Origin of the sequence: Paraburkholderia ultramafica (assembly GCF_902859915.1) — a bacterium.
GTDB lineage: Bacteria > Pseudomonadota > Gammaproteobacteria > Burkholderiales > Burkholderiaceae > Paraburkholderia > Paraburkholderia ultramafica.
Genome location: NZ_CADIKK010000001.1, coordinates 327,035 through 353,076 on the forward strand (window position 1 = coordinate 327,035; position 26,042 = coordinate 353,076).

Sequence of the window (26,042 nt, forward strand, 5' to 3'; positions counted from 1 at the left end):
GCGGCCTCAACCTTTCTGTTTGCGCAGTTGGGGCTACTTGCCCGCGCCGCGCTCCATGACGCAACTCAGCACGAGTGTGTCACCCGACCTTGCTTCCGGGCTGAGTGCGGCGGTGTGGAAGTCAGCGCTGTCGCAACGCCATTCGGCAACAAAGTCGCTGCTGCACGCCATCGCCAACCGGCGTTTGTGCGTTCCGCGCGGCGCGTACTCACAGGTCATCCGGCCGTCGCATTGATGCGCCACGTCATGGGTCACGTTGCCGTGTGGCGCTCCACAGTTCTGGCCATAGGTGCCCGAGACGATCTGTATCGTTCGGACTTCCGCTTTCGAGCTTGCGGCCAGAACGAAGACGGCCAGCATGGCGGCTACACAGCGCATGCTTGCGCTGCGCCGAGCCGGCTTCTCATTCCGACACTCAGGCACTCCAGTCACTGTGCCTCCCTTCAATTCACGCAGCGAATCGACCGGCTAATCGCGGCCGCCGCCGCCCTGCTCGCCGGCTATCCGCGCCAGCACGTTGGCGACCACGCGGTCGCAGTGCGCTCCGCCGAACTCGAACAGGTTCCGCTCGACGAGATCCACTTCCTGAGTCAACGATTCGCGCAGCAGATTCTTCGCGCGGAAATGGCGGCTGCGCACGGTGGCCTCTGGAATCGCGAGACACTGCGCGGTCTCCTCGATGCTCATTTCCTCGACCGAGCGCAGCACGAAGACGACCCGAAAGACATCGGGCAGTTCGTCCAGCTTACGCTCGAGCAACGCACGCAGTTCCGCGCGCGCGGCCGCCTTGTCCGGAGAATTCGAATCGTCTGCGTTCATGACGTCGAGATCGGCATGAGTACCCGGGTCCACCATCGGAATCACGTTCTGACGCCGTGTCTCGCGGCGCAAACGGGCGAAGCATTCATTGAGCACCAGCCGCGACAGCCACGTGAGCAGCGCGGAGTCGCCGCGAAACTGGCCGATCGATCGGTAGGCCGACAGATACGCTTCCTGCAGCGCATCCTCCGCCTCGGCGTCGTTATGGAGCGTGGCGCGCGCCAGACGATACAGACGCCGGTTGTGCCGTCGCATCAGTAGTTCGAACGCGGACCGGTCGCCGGCGACGACGCGGCGCACGATCGACAGGTCATCGACCTCTGGAGGTGCCGAACGTGTTACCGCGCTGTCCGTCATAGAGCGCTCGTCATTTGTGTCACCGGACATTCAGTGTGCCACGCATCGTCGGGTGGAAGTTACACAGATAAGGATAGCTTCCCGGTTTGCCAGCGACATAGCTCCATGAAGCGTTCGGCGCGATGCCGCCCGAATCGAACACCTTCGCGGTTGAACTCGCCGTATGAGCGAACAGGTCCTTGTTCACCCACTCGACGCGATCTCCGCGCTGCACCGTCAGCGTCGGCGGATTGAAGCGCATCTGCTCGATGACGACGTAGTGCGTGACAGGCGCAGCAGCGTCACTGGCCGGCAGCGCCAACCCGCAGGCCGCTCCCAGCGCGACGGTCAACATGAAACGGCCCGCTCGCGCCCTGCGCCGCTGCGTTCCGGCAGCGCCGATCCCGATCTCAGCCACCGCTCTTGCCCAGTTCCGCCTGCAGATGCTTCGCATGGTCGAGATGCGCGACGAAGGCCGGCCGCACCTTGACGAGCAGCGCTTTCAGCTCTTCGTTTTTGGCACTCGGGATCAGGGTCTTGTCGAGCGCATCCAGAACGCTCTCGTGATACACCACTTCATGATCGATATACGCACGATCGAAAGCCATGCCGCTGAGCGTCTTCAGGTTGGCGAGGTTCGCATCGCCGCCTTGCTTGAGGCTCTGACTCGTCGGGTTGTCCTCGGGTGTCACGCCCAGCTTGTGCACGAGGTCGCCGGCCGCCTTGTTGACGCCGCTATGGTCGGCGATCATTCGCTGCGCAAACGCTTTGACGTCCTTCGAGTGAGACTTCGAGTCCGCGAACTTGCCAGCGTCGATATCGACCTGATTGGCGGTCACCACGATCGCCGCGATTTGAGGATCGGTGGGACCGGCGCTCTGCGAGTAGCCAGCGAAGCTGGCGAGAGTGAGAGCCCCGAACAGGGTAACGTTGAGCCACTTCATGAGTTGTCTCCCGGATTATCGTCGCGCGGCTGGCTGGCCAACGCAGTCCAGATCCGATGCGATCGTGGATATGGACTTAGATGTCACCAGGGAGAGCCCTGTTTCCATTCGCGGCGCTAACTCGTGCGAATCGCGATGGATTGCCGCTTGAACGACGGCGTCGCGTCGAGGTTCGCTACTGGCTCCGGTAGCTTCAGTCTTTCAAGCTGACGTCTTTTTCGCTTGAGTGCATTCAGTGCATTCACTAACGCCGTGCCGAAAATCGGCACCCGCGAGAAGGCCTGCGGACGACTCATCCACCCGTCTTCGGCAGCCATGCGAGCGGGTCGACCGGCTGACCGTTGTGGCGGACTTCGAACTGGATCGACGCGACGCCGCGGCTATCCACGCCGACCTCGCCGATGGTTTGCCCTTGCGCGACCGCATCGCCTTCCTTGACGAGCAGCGTGCTGTTCTGACCGTACGCGGTGATCAGCGTGTCGTCGTGCTTGATGATGATGAGCGGACCATACGCCTCGATACCGGTGCCCGCATAAACCACGCGGCCGGTCGCGGCGGCCTTGACCGGATCGCCGGGACGCCCGCCGATCACGATTCCGTTCGACTTGCCCGGCGCGAAGGTTTTCAGCACCGGTCCGCGCAACGGCCATTGCAGCACCCCTTGCTGCGCGCCGGCGGCCGCCATCGGCGCACCCGGCACCGCACCCGGCGCGTTCGGGGCGACGTTGACCGGCGGCGTCACCACGCTGCCGGAGGCCATCGGCGGAGACACGCGCAACACCTGGCCGGGACTGACCGGCGAGTTGACCGCGAGACCGTTCCACGCGGCGATTTCCTGCGGCCTGCGGCCATACGCCGACGCGATGCCGCCGAGCGTATCGCCCGGATTGACCCGGTAGAAACCGGCGGGAACCGGGACCGTGCCGAGGGTGGTTGGGCCGGACGGCGCACTGCTGTAGAACGGCGTGCTCTGCCACGGCATCGTCGTACAGCCACTGAACATCACGCCGAGCGCGGCCGCTGTCAACCAGCGCGTCCCCGCCAATTGCCATCGTCTTGTCATGTGATTTTCCTCGACACTTGTTTCAATCGGATTCAATCGATGCCCAAGCATTTGCCGTGCCGCCCGTCCCGCGGGCGCGGCAATGGCTCTCTATTATGCCGCCATGCGCGCGGGCGCCGGTGTGGGCATGGCCTCAAACCTGACGTCCTGGTTCAGACGCTGCCCTGCGCTTCGACCACCAGAATGCGCGCCGCGCCGATCGGGTGAGCCACGTGCTCGGTGCCCACCGAAGCGTAGAACACATCGCCCGTTTCAAGAACCACCGACTGCTCGACGCCGTCTTCGCGATAGCGCATCTCGACGCGGCCGTCGAGCACGGCGAACACCTCCTCGCCGTCGTTGACGTGCCACTTGTACGGCTGATCGGTCCAATGCAGACGCGTCGTGATCCCGCTCATGTTGGCGATATCGAGCGCGCCCCATGCGCGCGTCGCGGTAAAGCTCTTGCTGCGAATGATCTTCATGGTCAAAGGGCAGTTAAAAAGACTGAGCCGCCGAGCCATTTTCCGCTGGACCTACCCGGACCGCACAGGCCGTCGCGGCCGGCGCTCCGGCTGGCCCCATTATAGGTCTGACGGTCCGCGCGTCTTTCGTAATAAGGCCGCACGGCCGATTCGTATGATTATTGAAACCACTGCGGCCTCGCCTATACTCAGTCAAGCTGCGCGGAACACACCGTACGAGAACGTCCGGATCCTGCGAGGAATTGGGATGAACAAAGCCACCTTTCTGGCCGTGCAACTCAATGTCGACGACGTTGCGGCGTCGCCCGGTTTGGTCGAGTTGCTGAACACGCACCTCGTTTTCGCCGCCGACGTGGCCGAAGCCGCCGACGCCCTGGTGCAACTGGCCAGCATCGCGGGGCTGTCGAGCGGCGTTGAGGCTAGCGTCGAGATTCCCGCTCTCGCGATCGAGCGGCTGCGCGAAGCACTGGACAATCTGAGCGAATACGACGAATCCTGGCTGCTCGCCCTCGAACCGAGCCGCGCGCTATTCGATGAAATAGGCCGCCGGCATCGCACGCTGCATTAGCGGCCGCGCTCGAACCCACCACTGAACCGCGCCGCACACAACAAAACGCCATCCGGCAAACCGGATGGCGTTTTTTTATTGCTCGCCGCCTTGTCAGTCAGGCGGCGCCTTCGTCAGCTTCGGCGCAGCTTAGTTGCCGAAGTAGATCGAGTGACGGTCGTTGCCGCTCATCGGACGGCCAGCTTGCGAGCTGCCGGCGATCGGTGCGCCGTAGCCGCTGTTCGCAGCTTGAGCGGTGCCGTCTTGAGCATCGACGCGCGCTTGCGCTGCCTGGATGTTCGCCGGATACGTAGCGTGATCGCCTGCCGGGTTGTAGCCGGCCTTTTCGAGCTGGACCAGTTCAGCGCGAACTTGAGCGCGCGTAACCGGCTGATTCGATTGGGCAAACGAAGCGACAGGAACAACCAGAGCGGCGGCGACGACAACTGCAGAGATCAGGGTCTTCATGATGTAAACCTCCTTAACTTGTTGTGCAGTGCGCTTTGGGCTTGTTCTCCGTCAGCGCTTGAATACAAGTTTAGGGGTGTCATGACCGAGGGTAAACACCTAAAACGACGAAACTCTATTGCTATTTTTGTAATAGTTGCGAAAAGACTCACCGTCATATAAAACAGTTCGCCAATTTCGGCAACAATTTCCCCGTCGCGGATTTCAAGCGGTAATGCAGCCCGCCGCGCCTTATACCAGGGGCGCGGCGGGTCGCAGTTCAAACGCTCAACTCCAGTTTGCGTGGAAGCTGCCCGGCTTGTCGGTGCGTTCGAACGTATGCGCGCCGAAGAAGTCGCGCTGTGCCTGCACCAGGTTCGCCGGCAGGCGTTCCGAGCGATAAGCGTCGAAATATGCCACCGCCGACGCAAAAGCCGGCACCGGAACACCCGCATTGATCGCGGCGACCACGACCTCACGCAACGCCGACTGATAATTCTTCGCAATGTCGCGGAAGTACGGATCGAGCAGCAGGTTCGCGATCGCCTTGTCCTTCGTATAGGCGTCCGTGATCTTCTGCAGGAAGCGCGCGCGGATGATACAGCCGGCGCGGAAAATCTTCGCGATCGTGCCGTAATCCAGGTCCCACTTGTATTCTTCCGACGCGGCACGCAGTTGCGCGAAGCCTTGCGCGTACGAAATCACCTTGCTGAAGTACAGCGCGCGGCGCACCGCTTCGATGAACGCGGCGCGCTCGACGCCGAGCGGCCTGGCCTGCGGCCCTTCCAGCACCTTGCTCGCGGCCACGCGCTGATCCTTCAGCGACGACAGCACGCGCGCGAACACGGCTTCCGTAATCAGCGGCAGCGGCGCGCCGAGGTCGAGCGCATTCTGGCTGGTCCACTTGCCGGTGCCCTTCTGCGCGGCGCGGTCGAGAATCACGTCGACCAGATCCTTGCCGGTTTCCTCGTCTTTCTTGCTGAAAATCTTCGACGTGATTTCGATCAGATAGCTGTCGAGCTCGCCCTGATTCCACTCGGTGTAGACCTTGCCCAGCTCTTCGTTCGACAGCCCGACGACCTGCTTGAGCACCGCGTAGCTTTCCGCGATCAGCTGCATGTCGCCGTATTCGATGCCGTTGTGCACCATCTTCACGAAGTGGCCCGCGCCGTCCGGTCCCATGTACGCGACGCACGGCTCGCCATCCGGCGCCTTCGCGGCGATTTCGGTGAGAATCGGGGCGACGAGGTCGTACGCGTCGCGCTGGCCGCCAGGCATGATCGACGGGCCTTTCAGCGCGCCCTCTTCGCCGCCGGACACGCCCGTGCCGATGAAATGCAGGCCGGCCTTCGCCAGTTCCTGATTGCGGCGGATCGTGTCGGTGAAATGCGTGTTGCCGCCGTCGATCAGAATGTCGCCCTTGTCCAGCAGCGGCTTGAGCGAAGCGATGGTGGCATCGGTCGGCTCGCCGGCCTTGACCATCAGCAGAATGCGGCGCGGCTTTTCCAGCGACTCCACGAATTCTTCCAGCGTGAAAGCCGGCACCAGCTTCTTGTCCGGATATTCGGCGATGAGTTCGTCAGTTTTCGTGCGGCTGCGGTTGTACACCGAGACCGCGTGGCCGCGGCTCTCGATGTTGAGCGCCAGATTGCGGCCCATGACCGCCAGCCCCACCACGCCGATTGCCTGTTTGCCCATGTGGATTCTCCAGAGTCCAAAAAATGTCGTGACGTCGCGCCAGAAGGAACGTCGGCGGGACGTCGAGGGTGAAAGGATAAAAGAAATGCACGCTTGCCGCTCGTTGACGGGCAACGGGCGGCGCGTTCCACTGCGTGCGGCGGGGCCGGCGCTGCTCGATGACGCGCGGCACACCGCGAGCACGCGGCGGTAGTTCATCAAGGATGCCGGCTTTCGCCCGCGGAAAATCGTTGGCCGGATCCGCGTCTGTCAAACCTGCGCCGCGCCCGGGCGTTTCCTGAACACGAGGCTGAAATTGTTGGCCGGCATCGCGATCGGCTCGTCGCACACGAGTCCTGCCGAGGCGCCCAGCGCGATCACGGCTTCCATGTCACGCACGCCCCATTCGGGGTCGCGGCTGCGCAACTGCTGATCGAACGCGTCGTTGCTCGGCGCCGTATGCGCGCCGCCGCGTTTGTACGGGCCGTACAGATACAGTACACCGCCATCGACGAGACGGCGGCTCGCACCGGCGAACAGCGCCTGGGCCGCGCTCCACGGCGAGATGTGAATCATGTTGATACAGACCACCGCGTCGAGCGAGTCGACGCCCCAATCCGGCTGATGCACGTCGACGGCAAGCGGAGCGCGCACGTTCGGCAGGCCTTCGTGGACGATCCACGCGGCAATCGATGCACGCGCGTCGGCGTCGGCATCGCTCGGTTGCCAGTCGAGTCCGGGCAGCGCGCCGGCGAAGCACATTGCGTGCTGGCCGGTGCCGCTCGCGATTTCGAGCACGCGGCCGGTGGCCGGCAGCGTGTCGCGCAGCACGGCGAGAATCGGTTCGCGGTTGCGTTCCGCGGAAGGCGAATGTTGCCGCAACGCCGGGTGGGAATCAGTCATGGTCAGCTTGTGTGTCAGTACAGGGTCGCGCGCACGCGTTCGGGGAGTTCACGGTCGTAGGCGGCGGCGTTGAAATCCGCGCCACTGACGCGCCGTAGCATCGCGCCCGTGCTCGGCAGCCGCGATCGTTCGACGTGATGCGCCGGGTCCCACAGTTTCGAACGCAACCGGCGGTGGCCAGCACGACGAACGGCGCGACTTCGATGAACGCGCGATAGTCCTGGTTGACGTACGGAATCTCTTTGCGCAGCGCACGTTCGTTCGGCTGACTGTAGAGGGCTTCGAGCTGTTCGATCGTCGTCAACATCGGTCTTCCTTTCTTAGAGGTGCGTATTGTTCGAACGGCGCGCTGCAAGCGAACCCGGCTTATCGGCGCATCACGACGCGGGCTGCCGCTACGTGAAGGCCGGCGTCAATCGAGCGCCAGGCGGCCGGCCAGCGCGCTCAGCGTGCGGGCGCACGGCGCGGCAATCTTCAGCGACAGCAGTGGATCGGCGCGCGTGCGCCCCAGATTGATCGCGACAATCGGCTTGCCTTGTTTTTGCGCCCACACGCAGAAACGATAGCCGGAATAGACCATCAGCGACGAGCCGACCACCAGCACCGCGTCCGCCGCGTCGAGCGCATCCGACGCCGCTTCGACGCGCTCCTTCGGCACACTTTCGCCGAAGAACACCACAGCGGGCTTCAGCAGTCCACCGCAGTTCGAACACGCCGGAATGCGGAAGCCGCCGAGATCGTGCCACTCGAGATGCGCGTCGCCGTCGGCGGCGGTTTCGGCGGTCACGTTCAGCAGCGCGGGATTGTCCGCCTCCAGCGTGTGCTGGATCGACGCACGCGCATGCTGCATCCCGCAATCGAGACACGTCACCCCGTCGATGCCCCCGTGCAACTCGATCACCTCGCGGCTGCCGGCCCGCTGATGCAAACCGTCGACGTTCTGCGTCACCAGCGTCGGCACATGGCCGGCCGCTTCGAGCCGGGCCAGCGCGGTATGCGCGGCGTTCGGCTGCGCGTGCGCGACCACCGGCCAGCCGACCATGCTGCGCGCCCAATAACGCTGGCGCATCGCGAGCGTGCCGAGAAACTCCTGCAGCGTGATCGGCGGCGAGCGCTTCCATGTGCCGTTGTCGTCGCGATAGCCGGGGATGCCGGAGTCGGTGCTGATGCCCGCGCCGGTCAGCACGAACAGACGCGGATAGCGCTGCACGAAGCGATGCAGGTCGTCCAGCGTGTGCGACTCAAGCGGGGGTTCGACAGGCGCGGACTGAAGGTCGGTCATGACGGAGCACGGTGAAGGACTGCGGCGTGGACGTAAAACCTCGAACGCCGTTCAACGACGCGTGCGCGGCTTGCTTTGCCGCGTGTGCGCCGCGTGCCGCGCCTGCCGCGTTTGCCACTCGGCGAGCGCGATCCGGTAGCGTTCGAGCGCTTCGTCGTAGAGATCGAAAACACAGGGAGTGCAGCCGCTATGACAACAGTCGTCGAGATCGGGCTGCACGGGCGGCTGCGGCTGCGGGTCGTCGCTGGGTGTGGCTCGGGGCACGGCGAATCGCGTTCCGTAAAGGCGGGAAGCGCCCAGTATAAATTGATCCCACGTGGCGCGCTCCCGGGCGCGCCGCCGCTCAACCCCGGCCGACGAACGGCATCTTGCTCGCCATGATGGTCATGAACTGCACGTTCGCCGACAGCGGCAGTTCGGCCATCTGCAGCACCGCGTCGGCGACGTGCTGCACGTCCATCAGCGGCTCGATTGCGATTTCGCCGTTGGCTTGCCGCACGCCGCGCGCCATTCGCGCGGCCATTTCCGTTTCCGCATTGCCGATGTCGATCTGCCCGCACACGATGTCGTATTTGCGGCCGTCGAGCGACACGGCTTTCGTGAGACCGGTGATCGCGTGCTTGGTCGCCGTGTAGGCGATGCTGTTCGGCCGCGGCGCATGCGCCGAGATCGAGCCGTTGTTAATGATGCGGCCGCCGCGCGGGCTCTGCGTTTTCATCAGGCCGAAGGCCGCCCGCGTGCACAGGAACACGCCGGTGAGATTGGTGTCGACCACCGAGCGCCATTCGTCGATATCGAGTTCGTCGATATCGACGGGCGAACCGTTACGGCCCGCGTTGTTGAACAGCACGTCGAGGCGGCCGCGCCGCTCGCGGATCGTGTCGAACAGCGCCGCGACGCTGGCGGCGTCCGTCACGTCGCACGCGACGGCGAGCGCGTCGCCGCCCAGGTGCTGCGCTTCATGCACCACCGCGTCGAGCGGCGCCTGACGACGCCCGGCCAGTACGACGCTATAGCCATGCTCCAGCATCTTGAGCGCGCATGCGCGGCCGATCCCGCTGCCTGCGCCTGTTACCAGCGCGACCTTCTTGATTCCTGTTCCTGTCACTGCTCTCTCCTTTCCCATCCATCATGGCTGCGCGCAATCATGCCGGCCTGACCGGCTAACCTCGCGCCCCCGCCTCTTCAGCCCTAGCACCATACAACAGTGGTTTGCCGATCACAAACGCCAACGCGCATTACCACGACGCGGGCAGCAACCCCACCCATCTTTCAACGCCCTTTCATTTGCAACCATTCCTGACTGCGCCCGCGTCGAGCCGCGCATCAATGGTATCTTTCGCGGCTGCGCGTCACGCGCACGATTCATGGCCTTCCCGGACGGAAGAAGGCAGACAGGAAGCACGCTTGATGAACGAATTCTCCACGACGCCGCATGGCGCCCGGTCCGCGCCGCCGCGCCGCTGGCCGCAAACCGGCTACCCCGCGATGCTCACCGCCACCGCCGCATGGCACGTGTTCGTGCTGGCCGGCTGGCTGCTGGCGCCCGCCGCGTGGCCCTGGTGGCTGGCCGCGATCTTCGTGAACCACGCCATTTTCACGGTGACCGGCCTGTTGCCGCGCACGTCGCTGCTCGGTCCGAACTGGACGCGTCTGCCCGCCGGCACGCGCAACGCGGACGCCATCGCGCTGACCATCGACGATGGACCCGATCCCGTTGTCACGCCGCAAGTGCTCGATCTGCTCGACGCCTTCGACGTGCGCGCCACCTTCTTCTGCATTGGCGCGAACGTGCAGCGCTATCCGGCGCTCGCACGCGAGATCATCGCGCGAGGCCATGCGCTCGAAAATCATTCGCAGGTTCACGTCCACACGTTTTCCGTGACGTTTCCGGCCGCGCTCACACGTGAGATCGACACCGCGCAACGCACGCTCGAGCAAGTGAGCGGCGAGCGGCCGATGTTCTTCCGTGCGCCTGCGGGCTTGCGCAATATCTTTCTCGAACCTGTGCTGCGCAAGCTCGACTTGCGGCTCGCGGCGTGGACGCGGCGCGGCTACGACACTCGCGAGCGCGATCCTCAGGTGGTGACGCGAAGGCTGCTCGACGGCCTCGCGGCGCGCGACATTCTGCTCCTGCACGACGGCAATGCCGCGCTCACGGTCGACGGCAAGCCGCTGATCCTCGCGGTGCTGCCGTGCGTGATCGACGCGGCCCGCAAGCAGCAGTTGCGCTTCGTTACGCTGCGTGAGGCGCGTGTTGATGCGTGAGGCAAGCGCGCGGTAAATACGGTTCAGCCATTGATCTGATCCGCGGGTCGGGAGCCGTGAATCGTGAATCGCGAGCCGCGTTCGCTCCACCGCCGCTGCTTCTACACCCGAAAATCCGCCGCCATGTCTTCGTCCGTGCGCGCTTCCAGCTCGCCGCTGCGGCATGCCTTCAGGAACACGTCGTAGTCGCGCTCCACCTGGTCCGCGTAGGTCGTCGCATAAGCGGTCAGCGCTTCCGCGAACTGCTCGCCACGGCCGATATACGCGCTGACTTCGATCGCCTGGCCGCTCGCCTTCGCATGCGCACGCGCCATGATCCAGCCGCATAGCCGCGCGTAGCCGTCCAGCAGATCGTTGTCGAACAGTTCGAGGTTCGCCGACAGCTTCATGTCGCGCAGTTGGCGCAAGTAGAAATGCCGCCCAAACGGGCCCGTCGCCCAGCCGAGAAACATATCGCTCGCGGCCTGCAACATGCGCTGTCCTTGCACGACGCGTTCGCCCTCGTGCTGGATGGCCGGCGACTTGTGGAACTGTGCAATCACCGACGGCCGAGCCTCCTTGAACTGCAGGAACAGCGGCTTGCCCATGTGATCGACCAGCAGCAGGACCATGCAGCGCGTGCCGACGCTGCCGACGCCCACCACCTTGAACACGATGTCCTGCACGGTGAAATGATCGAGCAGTTCGCGCCGGTCGTGCGACATTGTCTTCAGGTACTCGCCCCACATGCGTTCGAGCATCTTGCGCCAGTTGGCGCCTCTGAACATTTCGGTTTCTTCCGGCGTGAACAGCGTGTTCGCGCCGAGCACGTGAAAGAGCGCCGGCCGCGCGTCGCGAATCGTCCAGTGGTCGCCGTCGTGCGTGGCCATTTTTTCGAGCAGGCTTTCTTGAGTCCGGCTCGCCGCCTTTTCCATCGCGCGCCGCACGGTGCGCCGGCGCTCGGGCGTCAACGCGGTTTCGGCCATCCGGTCGAACGTGATGCGGTCGTACCAGAGTTCGAGCGCGCCGCATTGCGCGTACTGGGCCATCCGGTCACGGTATGAGCCGACGGCGGTCATCACCAGGCTCTCGGCTGTGCCACGGCTCAGGCGCATATGGCGGGCGGCAACCACGAGGCTCGCGGTCAGGCGTTTCAGATCCCATTCGAATGGACCGACCGACACTTCGTCGAAGTCGCTCAGGTCGAAGACGAGTTGCCGCTCGGGTGTGGCGAAACCGCCGAAATTCATCAGATGGCCGTCGCCACAGATTGGCATCGTCAAGCCGCTGTCGTGAACCTTGCTGAGATCGTGAGCTTGCAGGATCGCGGTACCGCGAAAAAATGTGAAGGGCGATGCAGCCATGCGTCCATAGCGCAACGGCACCAGATTCTCGACCCGGCCTTCGCTGCTTTGCTTCAGAAGTTCGACCGGATTGCGCTGCAATTCGCCCACCGCGCGATGGCTCGAACGTTTCGAATGCTCACGGGCGGCACGGCCACGGGCCTCCCGTTCGGCGATGGTGCTGGCTTTCATGCGCTTCTCCGTTTTTGGCGAGTCTTGACTGGCGGCTCCAGAGACTGCTTCTACTGGCACGACAAAGCGGAACATCTGGCGCGCGAGCGTTCATCGAACGATAGCCCAGCGCCGACAATCACCTCCGAATCGCGATCATAACGGGTCGCGACAGGCGCTCGGTAAACCAGTTGGTGAATGTCCTGTTTTTCATCGGCAACGTGAACGTGCTCGAAGTACAGGACCTGATGGATGAGGAACTGGCCACGCATCACGCGCAGGCGTCGGTTACAGCCGGTGAGCGGGTCGCATGGCACGCCGTAGCATTGGTTCGTCGGCGCCGGGTTGGATGGCATTACGGCGAGCCTGCTTCTCCACAGCGCTGCAAAGCGCAGGGCGTGTGTATAGAATCGTGCACATGCGCCCTGCTTTGGTATGGCTGAGTAACCGGCCTGAGTAGCGGGCCTGAGTAACGGGCGATTGGCTGACCGACGATCGCCCGGTTGGCATCAGGCCGTGTCGGTTTCTTCGCACGCATGGCTCGACGACATTTGCATGACGAGCGAGGCTGCAGCGGGTCGCCGTTCAGCCTCCTCGCTACGTGCCGCTTTTCTTTCGGCGTCCCGCGCCCATATCCAGTTCCACCCATGCCGGCGCGTGATCGCTCGCATGCGGTTCGCCACGCACCCAGCGGTCGACGCCCGCATCGCGCAAACGCGGTGCCAGGTCGGCACTCAACAGCAAGTGGTCGATCCGCAAGCCCGAATTCGTGTCCCAATGACGACGGAAATAGTCCCAGAAGGTATAGACCCGTTCGTCGCCGAAATGCGTTCGCAGCGCGTCCGTCCAGCCTTGTGCCAGCAGGCGCTGATAGCGCTCGCGGCTCGCGGGTTGCAACAGTGCGTCCTTTAGCCACGAACGAGGGTTATAGATATCTTCGTCGGTGGGAACGACGTTGAAGTCGCCCGCCAGCACCACGGGATGGCCGCTCTTGAAGAGCCTCGCCGCGTGCGCGATCAGATGATCGAACCACGCTAGCTTGTAGTCGAATTTCGGACCCGGCTGCGGATTGCCGTTGGGCAGATAGAGACACGCTACCAGCACGCCGCCGACTGCGGCCTCCAGATAACGGCTGTGCGTGTCGTCCTCGAAGCCGGGCAGGCCGCGGCGGGTTTCTATCGGTGCGTCAGCCTTCGATAGAATCGCCACGCCGTTCCATGCGCTCTGGCCTTGCCAGACAGCGGCGTAACCCGCGTCGCGCAATGGCTCGACGGGAAAGGCGCTATCCACCGCCTTGAGTTCCTGCAAACACACGATGTCCGGCGCTTCGCGCTCCAGCCATTGCAGCAGTGCCGGCAGTCGCGAGCGGATGCCGTTGATGTTGAACGTCGCAATCCGAAGCCTCGCCACGGTCTGTCCTCCATGTGTCGATTCAATTCGGCACGTTCACCGCACCATTGGCCGCCGTAATCGCGTTGACGCCCGGGCTCGCCGCGATCGCCGGCAAATTGGCCGTGGTCAGGACCGGCGCGGAGCCAGGCAAGCCGCCGCGCGGTATCGTGCGAATCACCTGCGACGGCGGCAGCGGCGTGCCGCTCTTAAGATGACTCCACATCAGATTGAGCGCCTGCAGGTTGTAGTAGTGCAGCGGCACGAAGCGCGTATCGAAACCGGCCACGCCGAGAAACGCGTCGAAGTGCTGAGCATTCGTCACTTCGTAAAACGACAGCTTGCTCGCGCTGCCCTCGGCCAGCTGATTCATCCCGAGATACGGCCGCGACGCGTGGTTGATCGGCACCAGCGCATCGGCCCGGCCCTGCACGATGATCGTGGGCTTGCCATGCAGGTTCGCATTCACACGGATCGCGTCGACGCTGCCGTTCAGCGCGCCGCTGGTCCACTGCGCGCGTAGGCACGCGGCCCCCGCAAAGCTGGCGTCGGCGGTTGCCAGCCGATGATCCACCGCGCCTAACGCGCCCGCGTTGAAGACCAGATTGACGCCGTTGGTCGGCGGCACGCCGTTGCCGTTGCCGAAGACCGTGAGCATCGGAGAAACCGCCGGCGTCACGCCGGCCACACCGGCCGCGCTAGTGGTGCCGAAACTGAAGTTGCAGAGGTTGTCGGCGACACTCGCCCGCGCGTATGCATTCGCATAGGTCACGGCGACAGCGGGCACGGCTTGCGAGTCCCACATCGGTGCTTGCAACAGGTCCGAGTCGGTCTGGTAGCCGTTCTGATGCAGCAACGCGAGCGCGTTGACCGCCCGGGTCGTCACATCCGCTCCGATGATGACGCCGCCAAGCGCGAGCGACGCACAACGCGCGGTGCGAATCGCCGTCGTGGTCGCGACCGGCAACGCGCTCAGATTCGGCGCGCCGGTTGCGGCGGGCGCGAGCGCGGCGCACGGCTGCAGCATGTTCGCGAGCGTCATATAGTCGGCCAGCGGCTTGCCGAATGCGCCGACCGGCACGCCGCCCTGGGCCACCGCCACTTGCGCGGGCAGCCGCAAATTGATCTGCGGCTCGCCGACGACGACCGCGGTGATCAAACCGGACGTATCCTGTTCCGCCGCCGCCAGCGACGCGCCGCCGCCGTTGCTCACCGACGCCGCGATGGTCGTGATGCTGCCGTTCGCATAACGCACGGTCCGAGTCGAGCCGATGAGCGCGCCGAACGAATCGTTGAGCGCCCAGTACGCGAACTGGATCGCTTGCAGCGTGTTCTTCCCCCAGTCCTGCTCGGGGTTCTGCTGCGAATGCGCGTGCTTGAACGCGTAGCGATTCGGGAACTGTCTGTTGAACGAAGCGAGCGCGCCGCCGCTCAGGTTCGCGGTGAAGAGGCTCGCTTTGCCCGCGGCGGACGCATCCTGCAACGTACCGTCGATCAGCGTGACGCGATTGGTCGACAGCTCGTGCGCGCCATTGCCGCTGCCCTTGTCGGTGTAGGCCACCGCGCAGCCGCGCTTGAGGCCCCACTCGCCGGCCGCGGAGATCGCGCCGTACATGCCGCGCGAACCCGACGACGTCGCCGTGACGATGCACGGCTGGCCCGGATTGAAGCTTGCCGGAATCTGCACGAGCATGCTGACGTTCTGCGCGCCGCTGCCGTCGTCGGCGAACGCGAGGTATTCCTTGCCCGCGATCTTGCCTTCGCCCAGCGTGTCGTTGCCGTTCAGGTCGACATTAGGGCCCCAGAAGCGTCCATAGCCGCCGTTCGCGGTCATGTCGACGAGCGCGCGATAGTTCGACCAGATCGCGAGGCGCCGCAACTCGGCGGCGGTGGGTTGCGCAAGGCTCGCAATGGCCGGCGCGGTGGCCAGCCCGAGGCCGGTTTTGCCGAGACCCGCGGTAAGCAGATCGTCAGTGTTGCCGTCATAGGACCGGATGGTCACCGCGCTTTTGATAAAGGCCGGCAGCACGTTGCTTTGCGGTGGAGGAGAATTGTTGCCGCTGTTGCCGTGGCAGGCAGTCAGCACGATTGCCGCCGCCACCACCGTGGCCACGGTGCGCATTGCCGAAGCGACGCGCGACGCCGGCCTGACTCTGATCGCTGATGTCATTGATGTCATCTTTGCTGTCTCCGTCATTTTCTAATACGTTGTATATGCAACGGCACCGAAATTGCTGCGTGAGGTTTGTTTGAACGCGACGCTTCGGATACCGACACATCGCTAGCCTGCATTGACCTTTCAATGGAGTCAACAGAACGTCATGTCCACGCATCACGAATGTCAGGATCCGGGCGACGAAGCCGCCACCCCACAACAACCCTCGCGCCGCCGCTTTCTTCAATCGGCGGCCGCCGCCGCGACGGTCGGAGCGGCGCCGCATCTGCGCGCGCAAACCCAAACGCCGGCCGCGCCGCCGGCTCAGATCAACCAGGCGGTGCCGCCGCGCCCGGTCACGCTGACCGTCAATGGCCGCGCTTACACGCTGCAACTCGAGCCGCGCGTGACCTTGCTCGATGCGCTGCGCGAATACGCGGGCTTGATGGGCACGAAAAAAGGCTGCGACCGCGGCCAATGCGGCGCATGCACGGTGCTGGCCGACGGCCGCCGCATCAACTCGTGTCTGACGCTCGCCGTGATGCACGAGGGCGAGCACATCACGACGGTCGAAGGACTCGCGAGCAACGGCGCATTGAGCCCGATGCAGCGCGCCTTCATCGAACATGATGCGTTCCAGTGCGGCTACTGTACACCGGGGCAGTTGTGTTCGGCGACGGCCCTGCTCAATGAATTTCGCAACGGCACGGCCAGCACCGTGACGGCCGATGTCCGCCGCCGCCCCGCCCAACTTTCCGACGATGAGATCCGCGAACGGATGAGCGGCAACATTTGCCGCTGCGGCGCCTACGCGAACATCGTGGCCGCGGTGCGTGCGGTGCACGGCGGCAGTGGCCAGGCCGGCAGTGCCGGCGCCGACGTGCATGACGGCGTGGACGCCGGCATCGGCCACGGCACCACCCACCACAGCACCGCCTGACGGAGCGACCAGCATGGATGCGATCTCTTACGAACGCGCCGGCGATGTCGCCGGCGCAGTGCGCGCCGCTCAGCAACCGGGCGCGGTCTTCATCGGCGGCGGCACCAATCTGCTCGACCTGATGAAGGGCGGCGTCGCGCGGCCGGTGCGGCTCATCGATATCACGCATATCAACGGACTCGACACGGTGACGACGCTGCCCGACGGCGGCATCCGCATCGGCGCCCTGGTGCGCAACAGCGATGCGGCGAATCACGCGCTGGTGCGCGAGCAATACCCGTTGCTGTCGCAAGCGCTCCTCGCGGGCGCGTCGGCGCAGTTGCGCAACATGGCGACGGTCGGCGGCAATCTGCTGCAACGTACGCGTTGCGGCTACTTCTACGACACCGCCTTCACGCAATGCAACAAGCGCATGCCCGGCAGCGGCTGCGCGGCGCTCGACGGCCACAACCGCACGCACGCGATTCTCGGCGCGAGTCCGCAATGTATCGCGGTGAATCCGTCGGATATGAGCGTGGCGCTGGCCGCGCTCGATGCCGTCGTGCGCGTGAGCGGCCCCGCCGGCGAGCGGACCATTGGGTTCGCCGATTTCCACCGCCTGCCCGCCGAGCGGCCCGACGTCGATACCACGTTGCAGCCCGGCGAACTGATTACCGCGGTCGATCTGCCGCCACCGCTGTTCAGCGCGCACTCCCACTATCTGAAAGTGCGTGACCGCGCCAGTTACGCATTCGCGCTGGTGTCGGTGGCCGCCGCGTTGCAGATGGACGGCGAGCGCGTGCAGACCGCGCGCATCGCGCTGGGCGGCGTCGCGCATAAACCGTGGCGCGCGAGCGCCGCCGAACAACTGCTCAACGGTCAGCCGCTCACGCAGGCGACGCTGAAAAACGCCGCCGCTGCCGCGTTGAGCGACGCGCGGCCGCAGCACGACAATCGTTTCAAGGTGCAGCTTGCACAACGCGCGATCGTGCGCGCGGTCAACCAGGCCGCCGGCCTCGCGGGCGGTGTCGCATGAATCTGATCGGTCAACCGCTCGACCGCGTCGACGGTCTGCTCAAAGTCACCGGCGAAGCACGCTATGCCGCCGAATTCCCCGAAGCGCGTCTCGCGCATGCGGTACTCGTCACCAGCACGATTGCTCGCGGCACGATCGCGTCGATCGACGCGGGCCGCGCGCAGGCGGTGCCCGGCGTATTGCTGGTGATGACGTACCAGAACGCGCCGCGCCTGCCGAACGGCGGCATGCCCGCGCTGGCGCCGCCGGCCGGCAGGCGGCTGTCGCTGTTGCAGGACAACCAGGTGCACTACAGCAACGAACCGGTCGCCGTGGTGGTCGCCGACACACTCGAACATGCCGCCGATGCCGCGCGCCAGTTGCGCATCGTCTATCAAGGCAGCACCGCGACCGTGGACTTTGCGCAGGCCCGGTCGAACGCGCACGCGCCGGACAGGCCGCAAGGCCGGCAAACCGACACGCAACGCGGCAGCTTCGAAGACGGCATGCAAAGCGGCACGGTCCACGTGAATGCTACGTACACCACACCGATCGAGCATCACAACCCGATGGAGCCGCACGCCACGATGGCGCACTGGGACGGCCCGCAGCTCACGCTCCACGATTCGACGCAAGGCGTCAGCGGCGCGGCGCAGGTGGTCGCCAGAACGTTCGGCATGTCGGCCAGCAACGTGCGCGTGATCGCGCCGTTCATCGGCGGCGGCTTTGGCTGCAAGGGCTCGTCGTGGTCGCATGTGCCGTTGTGCGCGATGGCGGCGAAGCAGACCGGGCGGCCGGTGCGGCTGGTGCTCGAGCGGCCGCAGATGTTCGGTCCGGTCGGCGCGCGTCCGCGCACGGAACAGCACTTGACGATCGCCGCGCGGCGCGACGGCACGCTGACGGCGATGCGCCACGACAGCCTCTCCAACACGTCGATGATCGAAGACTGGACCGAGACCTGCTGCATGGTCACGCGCATGCTGTACGCGGTGCCCAACCAGGTGACCACGCACCGGCTCGTGCCACTCAATCTCGGCACGCCGACCTACATGCGCGCGCCGGGCGAAACCACCGGTTCGTTCGCGCTCGAATCGGCCATGGACGAACTCGCGGCCGCGTTGAAAATGGACCCGCTTGCACTGCGCATCAAGAATTATGCGGAAACCGATCCGCAGGAAAACAAGCCGTGGTCGGGCAAGTCGTTGCGCGAGTGCTATCAGATCGGCGCCGAGAAATTCGGCTGGTCACGGCGCAGCGGCGCACCGCGCTCGATGCGTGACGGCGGCACGCTGATCGGCATGGGCATGGCGACCGCGACCTATCCGGCCAACCGCAGCGAAGCGGCCGCCATCGCGCGGATTCTGCCGGACGGCACCGCGCTGGTCGCCTCCGGCACCCAGGATCTTGGCACCGGCACCTACACGGTGATGACCCAGGTGGCCGCCGATGCGCTCGGCTTCGCGCCGGAGAATATCCACTTCGCTCTCGGCGATTCGACGCTGCCGCGCGCGCCGGTGTCGGGCGGCTCGCAATCGGCGGCGAGTGTCTCGCCGGCTGTGCGCGAGGCGGCCAGTCAGGCGCGCAACCAGTTGATCGCGCTGGCGCTCGCCGACCCGGCTTCGCCGGTGCACGGCAGCGCGCTCGACGACATCACCGTGGAGAACGGCTGGGTGGTGAGCCGCTCGCAGCCGGGCAAACGCGATCCGGCGGCGGCGATCATCGCGCGCTCGGGCGGCAAGCCAATCGAGGCGACTTCGACGGTCAAGCCCGGTGATGAAAAACAGAAGTACTCGTTTCACTCGTTCGGCGCGGTGTTCGTCGAGGTGCATGTCGACGCCGAACTCGGTACGATCCGCGTGCCGCGCGTGGTCGCCGTGTATGACGTGGGGCGCGTGCTCAACGAGAAGACCGCGCGCAGCCAGATGATGGGCGGCATCGTGTGGGGCGTCGGCGCGGCGCTGCAGGAGGAGTCCTCGCTCGATACGCGCTACGGGCGCTTCACCAACGCGAATCTCGCCGAGTACCACGTGCCGGTGAATGCGGATATCGGCTCGCTCGACATTACGTTCATCGATCGGCCCGATCCCTATATCAACTCGCTCGGCGTGCGCGGCATCGGCGAGATCGGTATTACGGGCGTGCCGGCGGCGATCGCGAACGCGGTGTATCACGCCACCGGCGTGCGGGTGCGGGACTTGCCGCTCACGCTCGACAAGGTGATGGCGGGAATGCAGGGGTGATGGCGCGGGGGTTGTGCCTGGTGGGCTGTGGCCAGGCAAGCGCCATGCGCATACATTGATTGGCGCTTGCCTGCAACTGCGTTGCATCGCACAATCGGTCTCATTCTTTCCCCCGGTGCCCGCCCATGGCTTATGCCTCGCTCGCCACTGGCGTGTTGCTCGCCGCGGGCTTTGGTTCGCGCTTCGATCCAGACGGCCTGCACAACAAGCTGCTTGCGCAGATGCCCGATGGCACGCCGGTCGCGCATGAATCCGCGCATCGACTGCTGCGGGTCGTGACGCGGGTGCTGGCCGTGGTGCGGCCGGGTTCGGACGCCCTCGCGCGGGTCCTGAACGACGCCGGTTGCGACGTGGTGTTCGCGTCCAATGCCGAACGCGGCATGGGCGCGAGCCTTGCCGCCGGCATCGAAGCCAGCGACGACGCCGAGGGCTGGATCGTCGCGCTCGCGGACATGCCGCGCATCGCCACCACGACGATCGAAGCCGTGGCGCGCGCGCTCGACGACGGCGCATCGCTGGTCGCGCCGTTTTACCGGGAGCAGCGTGGGCATCCGGTCGGCTTCGGCGTCGAGCATCGCGATGCACTGCTGGCGCTCGACGGCGATACCGGCGCGAAGTCGTTGCTGATGTCGCAGCATGTGACGAGGGTGAATGTCGACGACCCGGGGATTTTGCGGGACGTGGATACGCCGGAGGATTTGCGCAACGTTTAGCGGCGGGTGGGCGGTGGGCGCGTGACGCTTGCGGCGCGCTTGATTCTGCTGGATGTTTGGGCGCATTCTGTATATCTATACAGCATTGTGTCCGCCTGGGCTGGCGCTTTTCGCTGCATGTGCCGACGGCCCGCGCAAGCCGCGCCGATTCCGCCTAAGCTGATGTGACGCCGCGTTTTTCCGCGCGATCCAGGCTCAAAAGCTTACGCCGAAAACACGGCCCGCCGCGCCTCAACCCTACACGCCTCATGAGCGAAACCAGTCCACGCCTGTTCATCGTCTCGCCCCATTTCGACGACGCCGTCTTCAGTTGCGGCGCATTGCTCGCCGCGCACCCCGACGCCCAGGTCTGCACGGTATTCGCCGCGCCGCCCGAACATGAGATGCATACCGAATGGGACCAAAGATCGGGCTTCGCGAACGCCTATGAGGCCGTCCACGAGCGCACGCTGGAGGACAATCGCGCGCTCGAGGTGCTCGACGCGATTCCGCTGCGCATGCCGTTTCGCGCCAGCCAGTATTCCGACTCGCCGTCGATCAGCACCATGGCGGCGATGCTCGAGGAAACCATTTATCGCTCGACCGCGAACACGCTGCTCATGCCGCTCGGCCTGTATCACGACGATCACGTGCGGGTGTTCGAAGCCTGCTGCGAAATCCTGCCGCGGCTATCGCATCTGATCTGGTTCGGCTACGAGGAAGCGATCCACCGGCGCACGCCCGGCGTCGTGCAGGCGCGCCTTGCCGATCTCGCGCAGCGCGGCATCGTGGCGACGCCAGCCTATCCGAGCGCGGCCCATACGATCGATCTCCAGCGCCGCGCGCAGCTCAAACGCGAGGCGGTCAATGCGTATGTCAGCCAGTTGCGCGCATTCGGCGCGGGCAATTACGACGACGTCTTCGCCACCGAGCATTACTGGCAGCTCAGCGTGCGCCGCCGCGCAAAAAAGTGAGCGGCAAGGCGCGCCGGAAACGCCTACGCTTGAAGAGAATTGCCGGCGTGGGTTCGGGCGTCAGCGCGCGGACCGCACGCTTTTCAACTACAGGGTGATGCGATGAGCTACGACATGCATACCAGTCCGATTCCCGACCCCCACGCCGATCCGAACCGCGACCCGGAAGCCGACCCGCTGGTGCCGCCGTCGCCCGGTCATCACGTCGAGGAGCCGCAGCGGCCCGATGGACCGCCGGACAAAGATCCGGTCTGACCTGACCGGACCCGAGCGCCGCACCACACTACGCCGCACCGCGCGGCCAAAGCCTGCCGCGCGGCAGCCGGCGCGTGAATCAACGCGTCAGTTCGGTGAAGCCCTGCAACAGCCGGTCGATGTCGGCGGCCTGAATATTGCCCATCGTCGAAATGCGGAACAGTTCGGCCGACAAGCCGCCTTGCCCCGCGTAGATGACGAAGCCGCGCGCCTTCAGCGCGTCGTGCAGTTGCGGATATGCGACGCCGTCCGGCAGCCGGTACGCGCGCAGCACCACCGACGACTGCTCCGGCGGCAACACGCTGCCGACCCCGCGCTCGGCCAGCCCCGCCCGCGCCTGCTCGGCGAGTGCGGCGTAGCGCTTGTGGCGCGCGCGCCAGCCGCCTTCGTCGGCGAGTTCGCGCAGCGCTTCGACGAGCGCGTAGTACGCGTGGACCGAAGGCGTGAACGGTGTGTTGCGCTGATCCTGCAGACGCGCGAGCCGCCCGAGATCCAGGTAGTACGTGCGGCTTGCCGCCTGCGCGAGCGCCGCGCGCCGCACCAGCACGAACGACGCGCCCGGCACGCCATGCAGACATTTGTTCACGGTTGCGGCGACCGCGTCGAGACTGGCGTCGGCGAAATCGATCGGCTCGGCGCCGAAACTGCTCACGCCGTCCACCAGCAGATGCAAGCCGCGCTCGCGGCACAGCGCGCCGAGCGCCGCGAGGTCGTTCAGACGGCCCGTCGTCGTTTCATGATGAATCACCGCGACGTGCGTGAACGCCTTGTCCGCGTCGAGACGTTCGGCGATCTTCGCGAGATCCGGCGCGTGCATCCAGTCATGCTTCAGCGATTCATGCGCGATGCCGTATTGCGTGGCGATCTGCGAAATACGCTCGCCATACACGCCGTTTTCAACGACCAGCAGCTTGCCGTCTTGCGGCACCAGCGCGGCGGTCATACTTTCGACCGCGGCCGTGCCGGAGCCGGTCATCAGCACGGCCTGCCATTCGCTTGCGTCGAGCCCGTACAGCTCGACGAGCCGCGTGCGGGCTTCTTCCTGCAAGTCGAAAAACTCGCTTTCGCGATGGCACAGATCCGTCTGCAACAGGCTGTTGCGGACACGTTCGGTGAGCGTCACCGGACCGGGATTGAGCAGCAACATCGGCGCTCCTCCTTGATTTTTACGTTAAGCGGCGCCGATGTGGCGCATCAGGCGCGTCTTCACATCGGGCGGCGTGATGGTGGGACGCGGCAGGCCGTCCGGCGTGCCGCAGCGAATCGCGAGGCGCGCGAAGCGCGGGCCGTCGAGTAGCGGTGCTTCGAATAACTGATCGATCACGCCCGGGTCGTCGCTTTCCACCGCCGACGCATAACCGCACGCTGCCGCAACCCCCGCAAACGAGACTTGCGACGACACCGTCGCCTGACCGCCGGTCGAGTCGTGCGCGCCGTTGTCGAGCAGCACGTGCGTGAGATTCGACGGGCCGTAAGCGCCGAGTGTCGCGAACGCGCCCATGCGCATCAGCGCGGCGCCGTCGCCGTCGAGCGCGACCACGTGCAAGTCGGGACGCGCGAGCGCAAGGCCCAGCGCGAACGGTGTCACGCAGCCCATCGAGCCGACCATGTACAACTGGTTCGCACGGTCGTCGATTGCGTAGAGCTCGCGTCCGCAAAAACCGGTCGACGCGAGCACCACCGTCGATTCGAGCGGCGTGTGCGCGATCACCCTCTGCAACGCGTCGTGACGCGAAGCCAGTTCGCTCGCCGCGACGTCGTGGAACTGCGCACGCGGCGCAACCGGCGCACGGCGGGGGGGCGCGCCGCTATCTTTCAACTCGTACGGCGCGACGCTGCCCTTCTGCATCACGAGCGCGTAAGGGCGGCCGGTTTCATCCATGTGCGCGATCGCGCGATCCAGTGCCGGGCCGATCGCGTCGGTTTCAGTCGGGAAGGTCTCCCAGGGAATCTCCATCGTGTCGAGCATCGCGGGCGTGACGGGGCCCATCAGCGCGTGCTGCGGCTCGTCGGCGACGCCCGGCTGGCCACGCCACGTGACGATCAGCAATTGCGGCAGACGGAAGGTCCACGTCAGCGAGGTCAACGGGCTCACCGCGTTGCCGAGCCCGGAGTTCTGCATCATCGTGATGCCGCGCCGGCCGTTCTGCGCGCCGAGCGTGACGCCCGCGATCAGCGCAACCGCGTCGCCTTCATTGGCCGCCGACACGTAATGCAGCGACTCGTCCTGCAACACGTAGTTGATGAACGGCGTCAGATACGAACACGGCACGCCCGCATACCAGTCGAAACCGCGCTCGCGTGCTGCCTCGACAAACTGTGCTGCTTCGATCATTGCGCGGCTCCGTTGGTGGCGTCCTTCGCGGCGTGGTTCACCGCGTGGTTGACCGTATTGCCGACCGCGGCCGCGAACGGCGCTTGCGCATGCGCGAAGTCGCCGGCACGGCGGAAGTCGTCGAGATCGTTCACGCCGCGCCAGTGGCCATGCACGTATTGCACCTCAATCGATTCGCCGGCTTCGATCAACGCGTTCAGCAGCGCGGGCATGTCTAGCGAAGCGAAATCCGCGCGCGCCTGCAGCTGGCTCATCACTGCCTGCAAGCGCTCGCGGCCTGCGTCGCGCACGTTCAGCAGACCGACCCAGCGGCCATGCGGCGCTTGCGATGCGATCGCCGCCGACGCGATCTGCCCGCTCGACACATGACGAAGCGTGACCTTGTTGCCGAACAGGCCGCGATCGTCGGCCGCCGAGCACCACGCGAAATCGCGCACGCTGGCGTTTTCCGTATCGGTCAGCGACGAATCCACCACCACGCTAAACGCCGCTTCGCTCTCGACCAGATCGCGCAGGATGTAGCTGCGGAACAGCAGATCGCCGTACGAGATGACCGTGTCACCCGCCAGCTTATCGACCGCGCACGCGAGCGACGCGAGTTCGCCGGTTTGCGCGTGCTGTTCGTTGACGACGAGCTTGATCCCCGCCGTTTCGATCGCATCGGCGCGATAACCGCCGACCACCGTGATGTCGTTCACCCCCTGCTTCTTGAACGCATCGACGAGCCAGCGCAACAGCGGCTTGCCGGCGATCGGCAGCATGACTTTCGGACGGTCTTCGGTGACGGCTTCCAGACCCTTGCCGCGGCTCGCGGCAAGCACGACCGCGGCGCCGGCCGCGCGGCCGCTCGACAGATAGCGGTCTTCGGCTTCCGAGTATTCGTCGGCGTCTTGCAGACGGAAGATTTCGTTGACGGCGGCAATGCTGTCTTCGACGTTGACGAGCGTTTCGTTCGAGTGAATTTCCTTCGCGACAGCCTGCATCGCCGAGGTCGCCGCGCGAATCAGATGATTCGCCCAGATCACGGTGCTGATGCCGGCTTCGCGGAACACCTCGGTGGGCGTGCTGTAGTACTTGGTCGGCACGATCACGAGCGGACCGCGGCCGGCCCATTCGCGCGCGAACTCGAGGATTTCGTCAGGACGCGAGAGCTTGCTGTGAATCAGGATCGCGTCCGCGCCGGCTTGCCGATAGGCTTCCGCGCGACGCAGCGCCTCGTCCATGCCCCAGCCGGCGATCAATGCTTCGACACGCGCGACGATCGAGAAATTTTCGTCGGACTGCGAGTCCTTGCCGGCCTTGATCTTGCCGCAGAACTCGTCCATATCGGCGAGCGGCTGCGCTTCGCCGTTGATGAAGCTGTTGGTCTTGGGGAATTGCTTGTCTTCGATACAGACGCCGGCAATGCCGCGCTGTTCGAGCTTGCGCACGAGGCGGCGCACGTTGTTGAAGTTGCCGTAGCCGGTGTCGCCGTCGAGCAGGATCGGCAGATCGCTGGCGTCGGCCATGAATTCGAGCGTATCGACAACCTGGGTCCAGCTTGCTTCGTTGTTGTCGCGCACGCCGAATTGTGCGGAGATCGCGAGTCCCGAGCCCCAGATCGCTTTGAAGCCGGCTTCACGGACGATTCGCGCGGACAGGCCGTTATGGGCCTCCATCATGAATTCGAGTTCGTTGCTGACGAGCATCTGGCGCAGACGTGCGCTGCGCGACACGGAGACGAAGGCGGGTTGCCGGGCGTTCATTTTTTTGACTCCTGATGGCGGGCTTATTGGTGCTCTTTTGTGCCCGGCTGGCGACTTGAAAACGGCGACTATAGCGGAAT

29 protein-coding genes and 1 pseudogene are annotated in these 26,042 nt (G+C 65.2%); 9 read left to right on the forward strand and 21 right to left on the reverse strand.

The window, feature by feature from the left end:
* Window positions 1-33: 33 nt before the first annotated feature.
* From HV744_RS01550 to HV744_RS01580, 7 genes are all read right to left on the reverse strand, one after another.
* The gene (locus HV744_RS01550; protein WP_175147795.1) at window positions 34-360 is read right to left on the reverse strand and encodes a hypothetical protein; all 327 of its coding nucleotides are present in this window, start codon (window positions 358-360) and stop codon (window positions 34-36) included.
* Between the two features lie 108 nt (window positions 361-468).
* On the reverse strand, window positions 469-1,176 hold the full coding sequence (locus HV744_RS01555; RefSeq protein WP_175147796.1) for an RNA polymerase sigma factor: 708 nt from the start codon (window positions 1,174-1,176) through the stop codon (window positions 469-471).
* 19 nt (window positions 1,177-1,195) lie between these two features.
* On the reverse strand, window positions 1,196-1,510 hold the full coding sequence (locus tag HV744_RS01560; RefSeq protein ID WP_175147797.1) for a cupredoxin domain-containing protein: 315 nt from the start codon (window positions 1,508-1,510) through the stop codon (window positions 1,196-1,198).
* 55 nt (window positions 1,511-1,565) lie between these two features.
* The gene (locus HV744_RS01565; protein ID WP_175147798.1) at window positions 1,566-2,099 is read right to left on the reverse strand and encodes a DUF4142 domain-containing protein; all 534 of its coding nucleotides are present in this window, start codon (window positions 2,097-2,099) and stop codon (window positions 1,566-1,568) included.
* Between the two features lie 116 nt (window positions 2,100-2,215).
* Window positions 2,216-2,416 carry a hypothetical protein gene (locus tag HV744_RS01570; RefSeq protein ID WP_175147799.1) on the reverse strand — a complete coding sequence of 67 codons (201 nt, stop codon included), beginning with the start codon at window positions 2,414-2,416 and terminating at the stop codon, window positions 2,216-2,218.
* Window positions 2,392-3,162 (reverse strand): peptidoglycan DD-metalloendopeptidase family protein, encoded by a 771-nt coding sequence (locus HV744_RS01575; RefSeq protein WP_175147800.1) that lies wholly within the window; start codon window positions 3,160-3,162, stop codon window positions 2,392-2,394. Before HV744_RS01575 ends, HV744_RS01570 begins: the two co-directional genes overlap by 25 nt.
* A 152-nt stretch (window positions 3,163-3,314) precedes the next feature.
* Complete coding sequence (locus HV744_RS01580) at window positions 3,315-3,626, reverse strand: cupin domain-containing protein (RefSeq protein ID WP_175147801.1); 312 nt, start codon at window positions 3,624-3,626, stop codon at window positions 3,315-3,317.
* Window positions 3,627-3,873: 247 nt separating this feature from the next.
* On the opposite strand from HV744_RS01580, the gene HV744_RS01585 reads away from it, so the two are divergent.
* On the forward strand, window positions 3,874-4,194 hold the full coding sequence (locus HV744_RS01585; protein WP_175147802.1) for a hypothetical protein: 321 nt from the start codon (window positions 3,874-3,876) through the stop codon (window positions 4,192-4,194).
* Between the two features lie 129 nt (window positions 4,195-4,323).
* Here the strand turns inward: HV744_RS01585 and HV744_RS01590 are convergent, their stop codons facing one another.
* From HV744_RS01590 to HV744_RS01620, 7 genes and pseudogenes are all read right to left on the reverse strand, one after another.
* Window positions 4,324-4,641, reverse strand: coding sequence for a DUF4148 domain-containing protein (locus tag HV744_RS01590; protein ID WP_175147803.1), 318 nt, complete (start codon window positions 4,639-4,641; stop codon window positions 4,324-4,326).
* Between the two features lie 267 nt (window positions 4,642-4,908).
* Window positions 4,909-6,318, reverse strand: a complete 1,410-nt coding sequence (gene gndA / locus HV744_RS01595) for an NADP-dependent phosphogluconate dehydrogenase (protein WP_175147804.1) — start codon at window positions 6,316-6,318, stop codon at window positions 4,909-4,911.
* Window positions 6,319-6,567: 249 nt separating this feature from the next.
* Window positions 6,568-7,200: a DUF938 domain-containing protein gene (locus HV744_RS01600; RefSeq protein WP_175147805.1), complete on the reverse strand. Its 633-nt coding sequence runs from the start codon at window positions 7,198-7,200 to the stop codon at window positions 6,568-6,570.
* A 14-nt stretch (window positions 7,201-7,214) separates the two neighbouring features.
* Window positions 7,215-7,507 (reverse strand): annotated as a pseudogene (locus tag HV744_RS01605) (hypothetical protein).
* A 105-nt stretch (window positions 7,508-7,612) separates the two neighbouring features.
* A complete protein-coding gene (locus tag HV744_RS01610) occupies window positions 7,613-8,482 on the reverse strand; it encodes an NAD-dependent protein deacetylase (RefSeq protein WP_175147806.1) in 870 nt (289 codons plus the stop codon).
* 51 nt (window positions 8,483-8,533) lie between these two features.
* On the reverse strand, window positions 8,534-8,746 hold the full coding sequence (locus HV744_RS01615) for an oxidoreductase-like domain-containing protein (RefSeq protein ID WP_175147807.1): 213 nt from the start codon (window positions 8,744-8,746) through the stop codon (window positions 8,534-8,536).
* 79 nt (window positions 8,747-8,825) lie between these two features.
* Window positions 8,826-9,590: an SDR family oxidoreductase gene (locus HV744_RS01620; RefSeq protein ID WP_175147808.1), complete on the reverse strand. Its 765-nt coding sequence runs from the start codon at window positions 9,588-9,590 to the stop codon at window positions 8,826-8,828.
* Between the two features lie 302 nt (window positions 9,591-9,892).
* Here HV744_RS01620 and HV744_RS01625 point away from each other — a divergent pair, with 302 nt between their 5' ends.
* On the forward strand, window positions 9,893-10,750 hold the full coding sequence (locus HV744_RS01625) for a polysaccharide deacetylase family protein (RefSeq protein WP_175147809.1): 858 nt from the start codon (window positions 9,893-9,895) through the stop codon (window positions 10,748-10,750).
* 101 nt (window positions 10,751-10,851) lie between these two features.
* Here HV744_RS01625 and HV744_RS01630 read toward each other — a convergent pair whose 3' ends face one another.
* From HV744_RS01630 to HV744_RS01645, 4 genes are all read right to left on the reverse strand, one after another.
* Window positions 10,852-12,264: a DUF2252 domain-containing protein gene (locus HV744_RS01630; protein ID WP_175147810.1), complete on the reverse strand. Its 1,413-nt coding sequence runs from the start codon at window positions 12,262-12,264 to the stop codon at window positions 10,852-10,854.
* A 50-nt stretch (window positions 12,265-12,314) separates the two neighbouring features.
* The gene (locus tag HV744_RS01635) at window positions 12,315-12,599 is read right to left on the reverse strand and encodes a hypothetical protein (RefSeq protein WP_175147811.1); all 285 of its coding nucleotides are present in this window, start codon (window positions 12,597-12,599) and stop codon (window positions 12,315-12,317) included.
* A gap of 241 nt (window positions 12,600-12,840) precedes the next feature.
* Window positions 12,841-13,653, reverse strand: coding sequence for an exodeoxyribonuclease III (locus HV744_RS01640; protein WP_175147812.1), 813 nt, complete (start codon window positions 13,651-13,653; stop codon window positions 12,841-12,843).
* Window positions 13,654-13,675: 22 nt separating this feature from the next.
* Window positions 13,676-15,718 (reverse strand): D-(-)-3-hydroxybutyrate oligomer hydrolase, encoded by a 2,043-nt coding sequence (locus HV744_RS01645; protein WP_246278908.1) that lies wholly within the window; start codon window positions 15,716-15,718, stop codon window positions 13,676-13,678.
* Here HV744_RS01645 and HV744_RS37045 point away from each other — a divergent pair.
* From HV744_RS37045 to HV744_RS01675, 7 genes are all read left to right on the forward strand, one after another.
* On the forward strand, window positions 15,627-15,836 hold the full coding sequence (locus HV744_RS37045; protein WP_246278911.1) for a hypothetical protein: 210 nt from the start codon (window positions 15,627-15,629) through the stop codon (window positions 15,834-15,836). The genes HV744_RS01645 and HV744_RS37045 overlap by 92 nt on opposite strands.
* Before the next feature lie 117 nt (window positions 15,837-15,953).
* Window positions 15,954-16,727, forward strand: coding sequence for a 2Fe-2S iron-sulfur cluster-binding protein (locus HV744_RS01650; RefSeq protein WP_246278896.1), 774 nt, complete (start codon window positions 15,954-15,956; stop codon window positions 16,725-16,727).
* A 13-nt stretch (window positions 16,728-16,740) separates the two neighbouring features.
* The gene (locus HV744_RS01655) at window positions 16,741-17,742 is read left to right on the forward strand and encodes an FAD binding domain-containing protein (RefSeq protein WP_175147814.1); all 1,002 of its coding nucleotides are present in this window, start codon (window positions 16,741-16,743) and stop codon (window positions 17,740-17,742) included.
* Window positions 17,739-19,961 (forward strand): xanthine dehydrogenase family protein molybdopterin-binding subunit, encoded by a 2,223-nt coding sequence (locus HV744_RS01660; RefSeq protein WP_175147815.1) that lies wholly within the window; start codon window positions 17,739-17,741, stop codon window positions 19,959-19,961. The genes HV744_RS01655 and HV744_RS01660 overlap by 4 nt, the downstream gene beginning before the upstream one ends.
* A 125-nt stretch (window positions 19,962-20,086) precedes the next feature.
* Window positions 20,087-20,674, forward strand: a complete 588-nt coding sequence (locus HV744_RS01665; RefSeq protein WP_175147816.1) for a nucleotidyltransferase family protein — start codon at window positions 20,087-20,089, stop codon at window positions 20,672-20,674.
* 248 nt (window positions 20,675-20,922) lie between these two features.
* Window positions 20,923-21,627: a PIG-L family deacetylase gene (locus tag HV744_RS01670; RefSeq protein ID WP_175147817.1), complete on the forward strand. Its 705-nt coding sequence runs from the start codon at window positions 20,923-20,925 to the stop codon at window positions 21,625-21,627.
* A 114-nt stretch (window positions 21,628-21,741) separates the two neighbouring features.
* Window positions 21,742-21,882 carry a hypothetical protein gene (locus HV744_RS01675; RefSeq protein WP_162494316.1) on the forward strand — a complete coding sequence of 47 codons (141 nt, stop codon included), beginning with the start codon at window positions 21,742-21,744 and terminating at the stop codon, window positions 21,880-21,882.
* Window positions 21,883-21,961: 79 nt separating this feature from the next.
* Here HV744_RS01675 and HV744_RS01680 read toward each other — a convergent pair whose 3' ends face one another.
* Genes HV744_RS01680 through aepX form a run of 3 tightly spaced genes read right to left on the reverse strand, consistent with a single transcriptional unit; the run spans window position 21,962 to window position 25,962 of the window.
* On the reverse strand, window positions 21,962-23,029 hold the full coding sequence (locus tag HV744_RS01680) for a 2-aminoethylphosphonate aminotransferase (RefSeq protein ID WP_175147818.1): 1,068 nt from the start codon (window positions 23,027-23,029) through the stop codon (window positions 21,962-21,964).
* A gap of 24 nt (window positions 23,030-23,053) precedes the next feature.
* Window positions 23,054-24,217 carry a phosphonopyruvate decarboxylase gene (gene aepY / locus HV744_RS01685; protein WP_175147819.1) on the reverse strand — a complete coding sequence of 388 codons (1,164 nt, stop codon included), beginning with the start codon at window positions 24,215-24,217 and terminating at the stop codon, window positions 23,054-23,056.
* The gene (gene aepX, locus HV744_RS01690) at window positions 24,214-25,962 is read right to left on the reverse strand and encodes a phosphoenolpyruvate mutase (RefSeq protein ID WP_175147820.1); all 1,749 of its coding nucleotides are present in this window, start codon (window positions 25,960-25,962) and stop codon (window positions 24,214-24,216) included. The genes aepY and aepX overlap by 4 nt, the downstream gene beginning before the upstream one ends.
* Between the last annotated feature and the right edge of the window lie 80 nt (window positions 25,963-26,042).

What these genes read in the sequence shown, in the direction of transcription:
- HV744_RS01550 (WP_175147795.1), bottom strand. Translation starts at nt 360, where the DNA reads ATGCTGGCCGTCTTCGTTCTGGCCGCAAGCTCGAAAGCGGAAGTCCGA.
- HV744_RS01655 (WP_175147814.1), top strand. Translation starts at nt 16,741, where the DNA reads ATGGATGCGATCTCTTACGAACGCGCCGGCGATGTCGCCGGCGCAGTG.
- HV744_RS01570 (WP_175147799.1), bottom strand. Translation starts at nt 2,416, where the DNA reads ATGGCTGCCGAAGACGGGTGGATGAGTCGTCCGCAGGCCTTCTCGCGG.
- HV744_RS01565 (WP_175147798.1), bottom strand. Translation starts at nt 2,099, where the DNA reads ATGAAGTGGCTCAACGTTACCCTGTTCGGGGCTCTCACTCTCGCCAGC.
- gndA (WP_175147804.1), bottom strand. Translation starts at nt 6,318, where the DNA reads ATGGGCAAACAGGCAATCGGCGTGGTGGGGCTGGCGGTCATGGGCCGC.
- HV744_RS01625 (WP_175147809.1), top strand. Translation starts at nt 9,893, where the DNA reads ATGAACGAATTCTCCACGACGCCGCATGGCGCCCGGTCCGCGCCGCCG.
- HV744_RS01650 (WP_246278896.1), top strand. Translation starts at nt 15,954, where the DNA reads ATGTCCACGCATCACGAATGTCAGGATCCGGGCGACGAAGCCGCCACC.
- HV744_RS01590 (WP_175147803.1), bottom strand. Translation starts at nt 4,641, where the DNA reads ATGAAGACCCTGATCTCTGCAGTTGTCGTCGCCGCCGCTCTGGTTGTT.
- HV744_RS01610 (WP_175147806.1), bottom strand. Translation starts at nt 8,482, where the DNA reads ATGACCGACCTTCAGTCCGCGCCTGTCGAACCCCCGCTTGAGTCGCAC.
- aepY (WP_175147819.1), bottom strand. Translation starts at nt 24,217, where the DNA reads ATGATCGAAGCAGCACAGTTTGTCGAGGCAGCACGCGAGCGCGGTTTC.
- HV744_RS01560 (WP_175147797.1), bottom strand. Translation starts at nt 1,510, where the DNA reads ATGTTGACCGTCGCGCTGGGAGCGGCCTGCGGGTTGGCGCTGCCGGCC.
- HV744_RS37045 (WP_246278911.1), top strand. Translation starts at nt 15,627, where the DNA reads ATGGTCACCGCGCTTTTGATAAAGGCCGGCAGCACGTTGCTTTGCGGT.
- HV744_RS01575 (WP_175147800.1), bottom strand. Translation starts at nt 3,162, where the DNA reads ATGACAAGACGATGGCAATTGGCGGGGACGCGCTGGTTGACAGCGGCC.
- HV744_RS01675 (WP_162494316.1), top strand. Translation starts at nt 21,742, where the DNA reads ATGCATACCAGTCCGATTCCCGACCCCCACGCCGATCCGAACCGCGAC.
- HV744_RS01635 (WP_175147811.1), bottom strand. Translation starts at nt 12,599, where the DNA reads ATGCCATCCAACCCGGCGCCGACGAACCAATGCTACGGCGTGCCATGC.
- HV744_RS01600 (WP_175147805.1), bottom strand. Translation starts at nt 7,200, where the DNA reads ATGACTGATTCCCACCCGGCGTTGCGGCAACATTCGCCTTCCGCGGAA.
- HV744_RS01555 (WP_175147796.1), bottom strand. Translation starts at nt 1,176, where the DNA reads ATGACGGACAGCGCGGTAACACGTTCGGCACCTCCAGAGGTCGATGAC.
- HV744_RS01630 (WP_175147810.1), bottom strand. Translation starts at nt 12,264, where the DNA reads ATGAAAGCCAGCACCATCGCCGAACGGGAGGCCCGTGGCCGTGCCGCC.
- HV744_RS01665 (WP_175147816.1), top strand. Translation starts at nt 20,087, where the DNA reads ATGGCTTATGCCTCGCTCGCCACTGGCGTGTTGCTCGCCGCGGGCTTT.
- HV744_RS01660 (WP_175147815.1), top strand. Translation starts at nt 17,739, where the DNA reads ATGAATCTGATCGGTCAACCGCTCGACCGCGTCGACGGTCTGCTCAAA.
- aepX (WP_175147820.1), bottom strand. Translation starts at nt 25,962, where the DNA reads ATGAACGCCCGGCAACCCGCCTTCGTCTCCGTGTCGCGCAGCGCACGT.
- HV744_RS01680 (WP_175147818.1), bottom strand. Translation starts at nt 23,029, where the DNA reads ATGTTGCTGCTCAATCCCGGTCCGGTGACGCTCACCGAACGTGTCCGC.
- HV744_RS01670 (WP_175147817.1), top strand. Translation starts at nt 20,923, where the DNA reads ATGAGCGAAACCAGTCCACGCCTGTTCATCGTCTCGCCCCATTTCGAC.
- HV744_RS01585 (WP_175147802.1), top strand. Translation starts at nt 3,874, where the DNA reads ATGAACAAAGCCACCTTTCTGGCCGTGCAACTCAATGTCGACGACGTT.
- HV744_RS01580 (WP_175147801.1), bottom strand. Translation starts at nt 3,626, where the DNA reads ATGAAGATCATTCGCAGCAAGAGCTTTACCGCGACGCGCGCATGGGGC.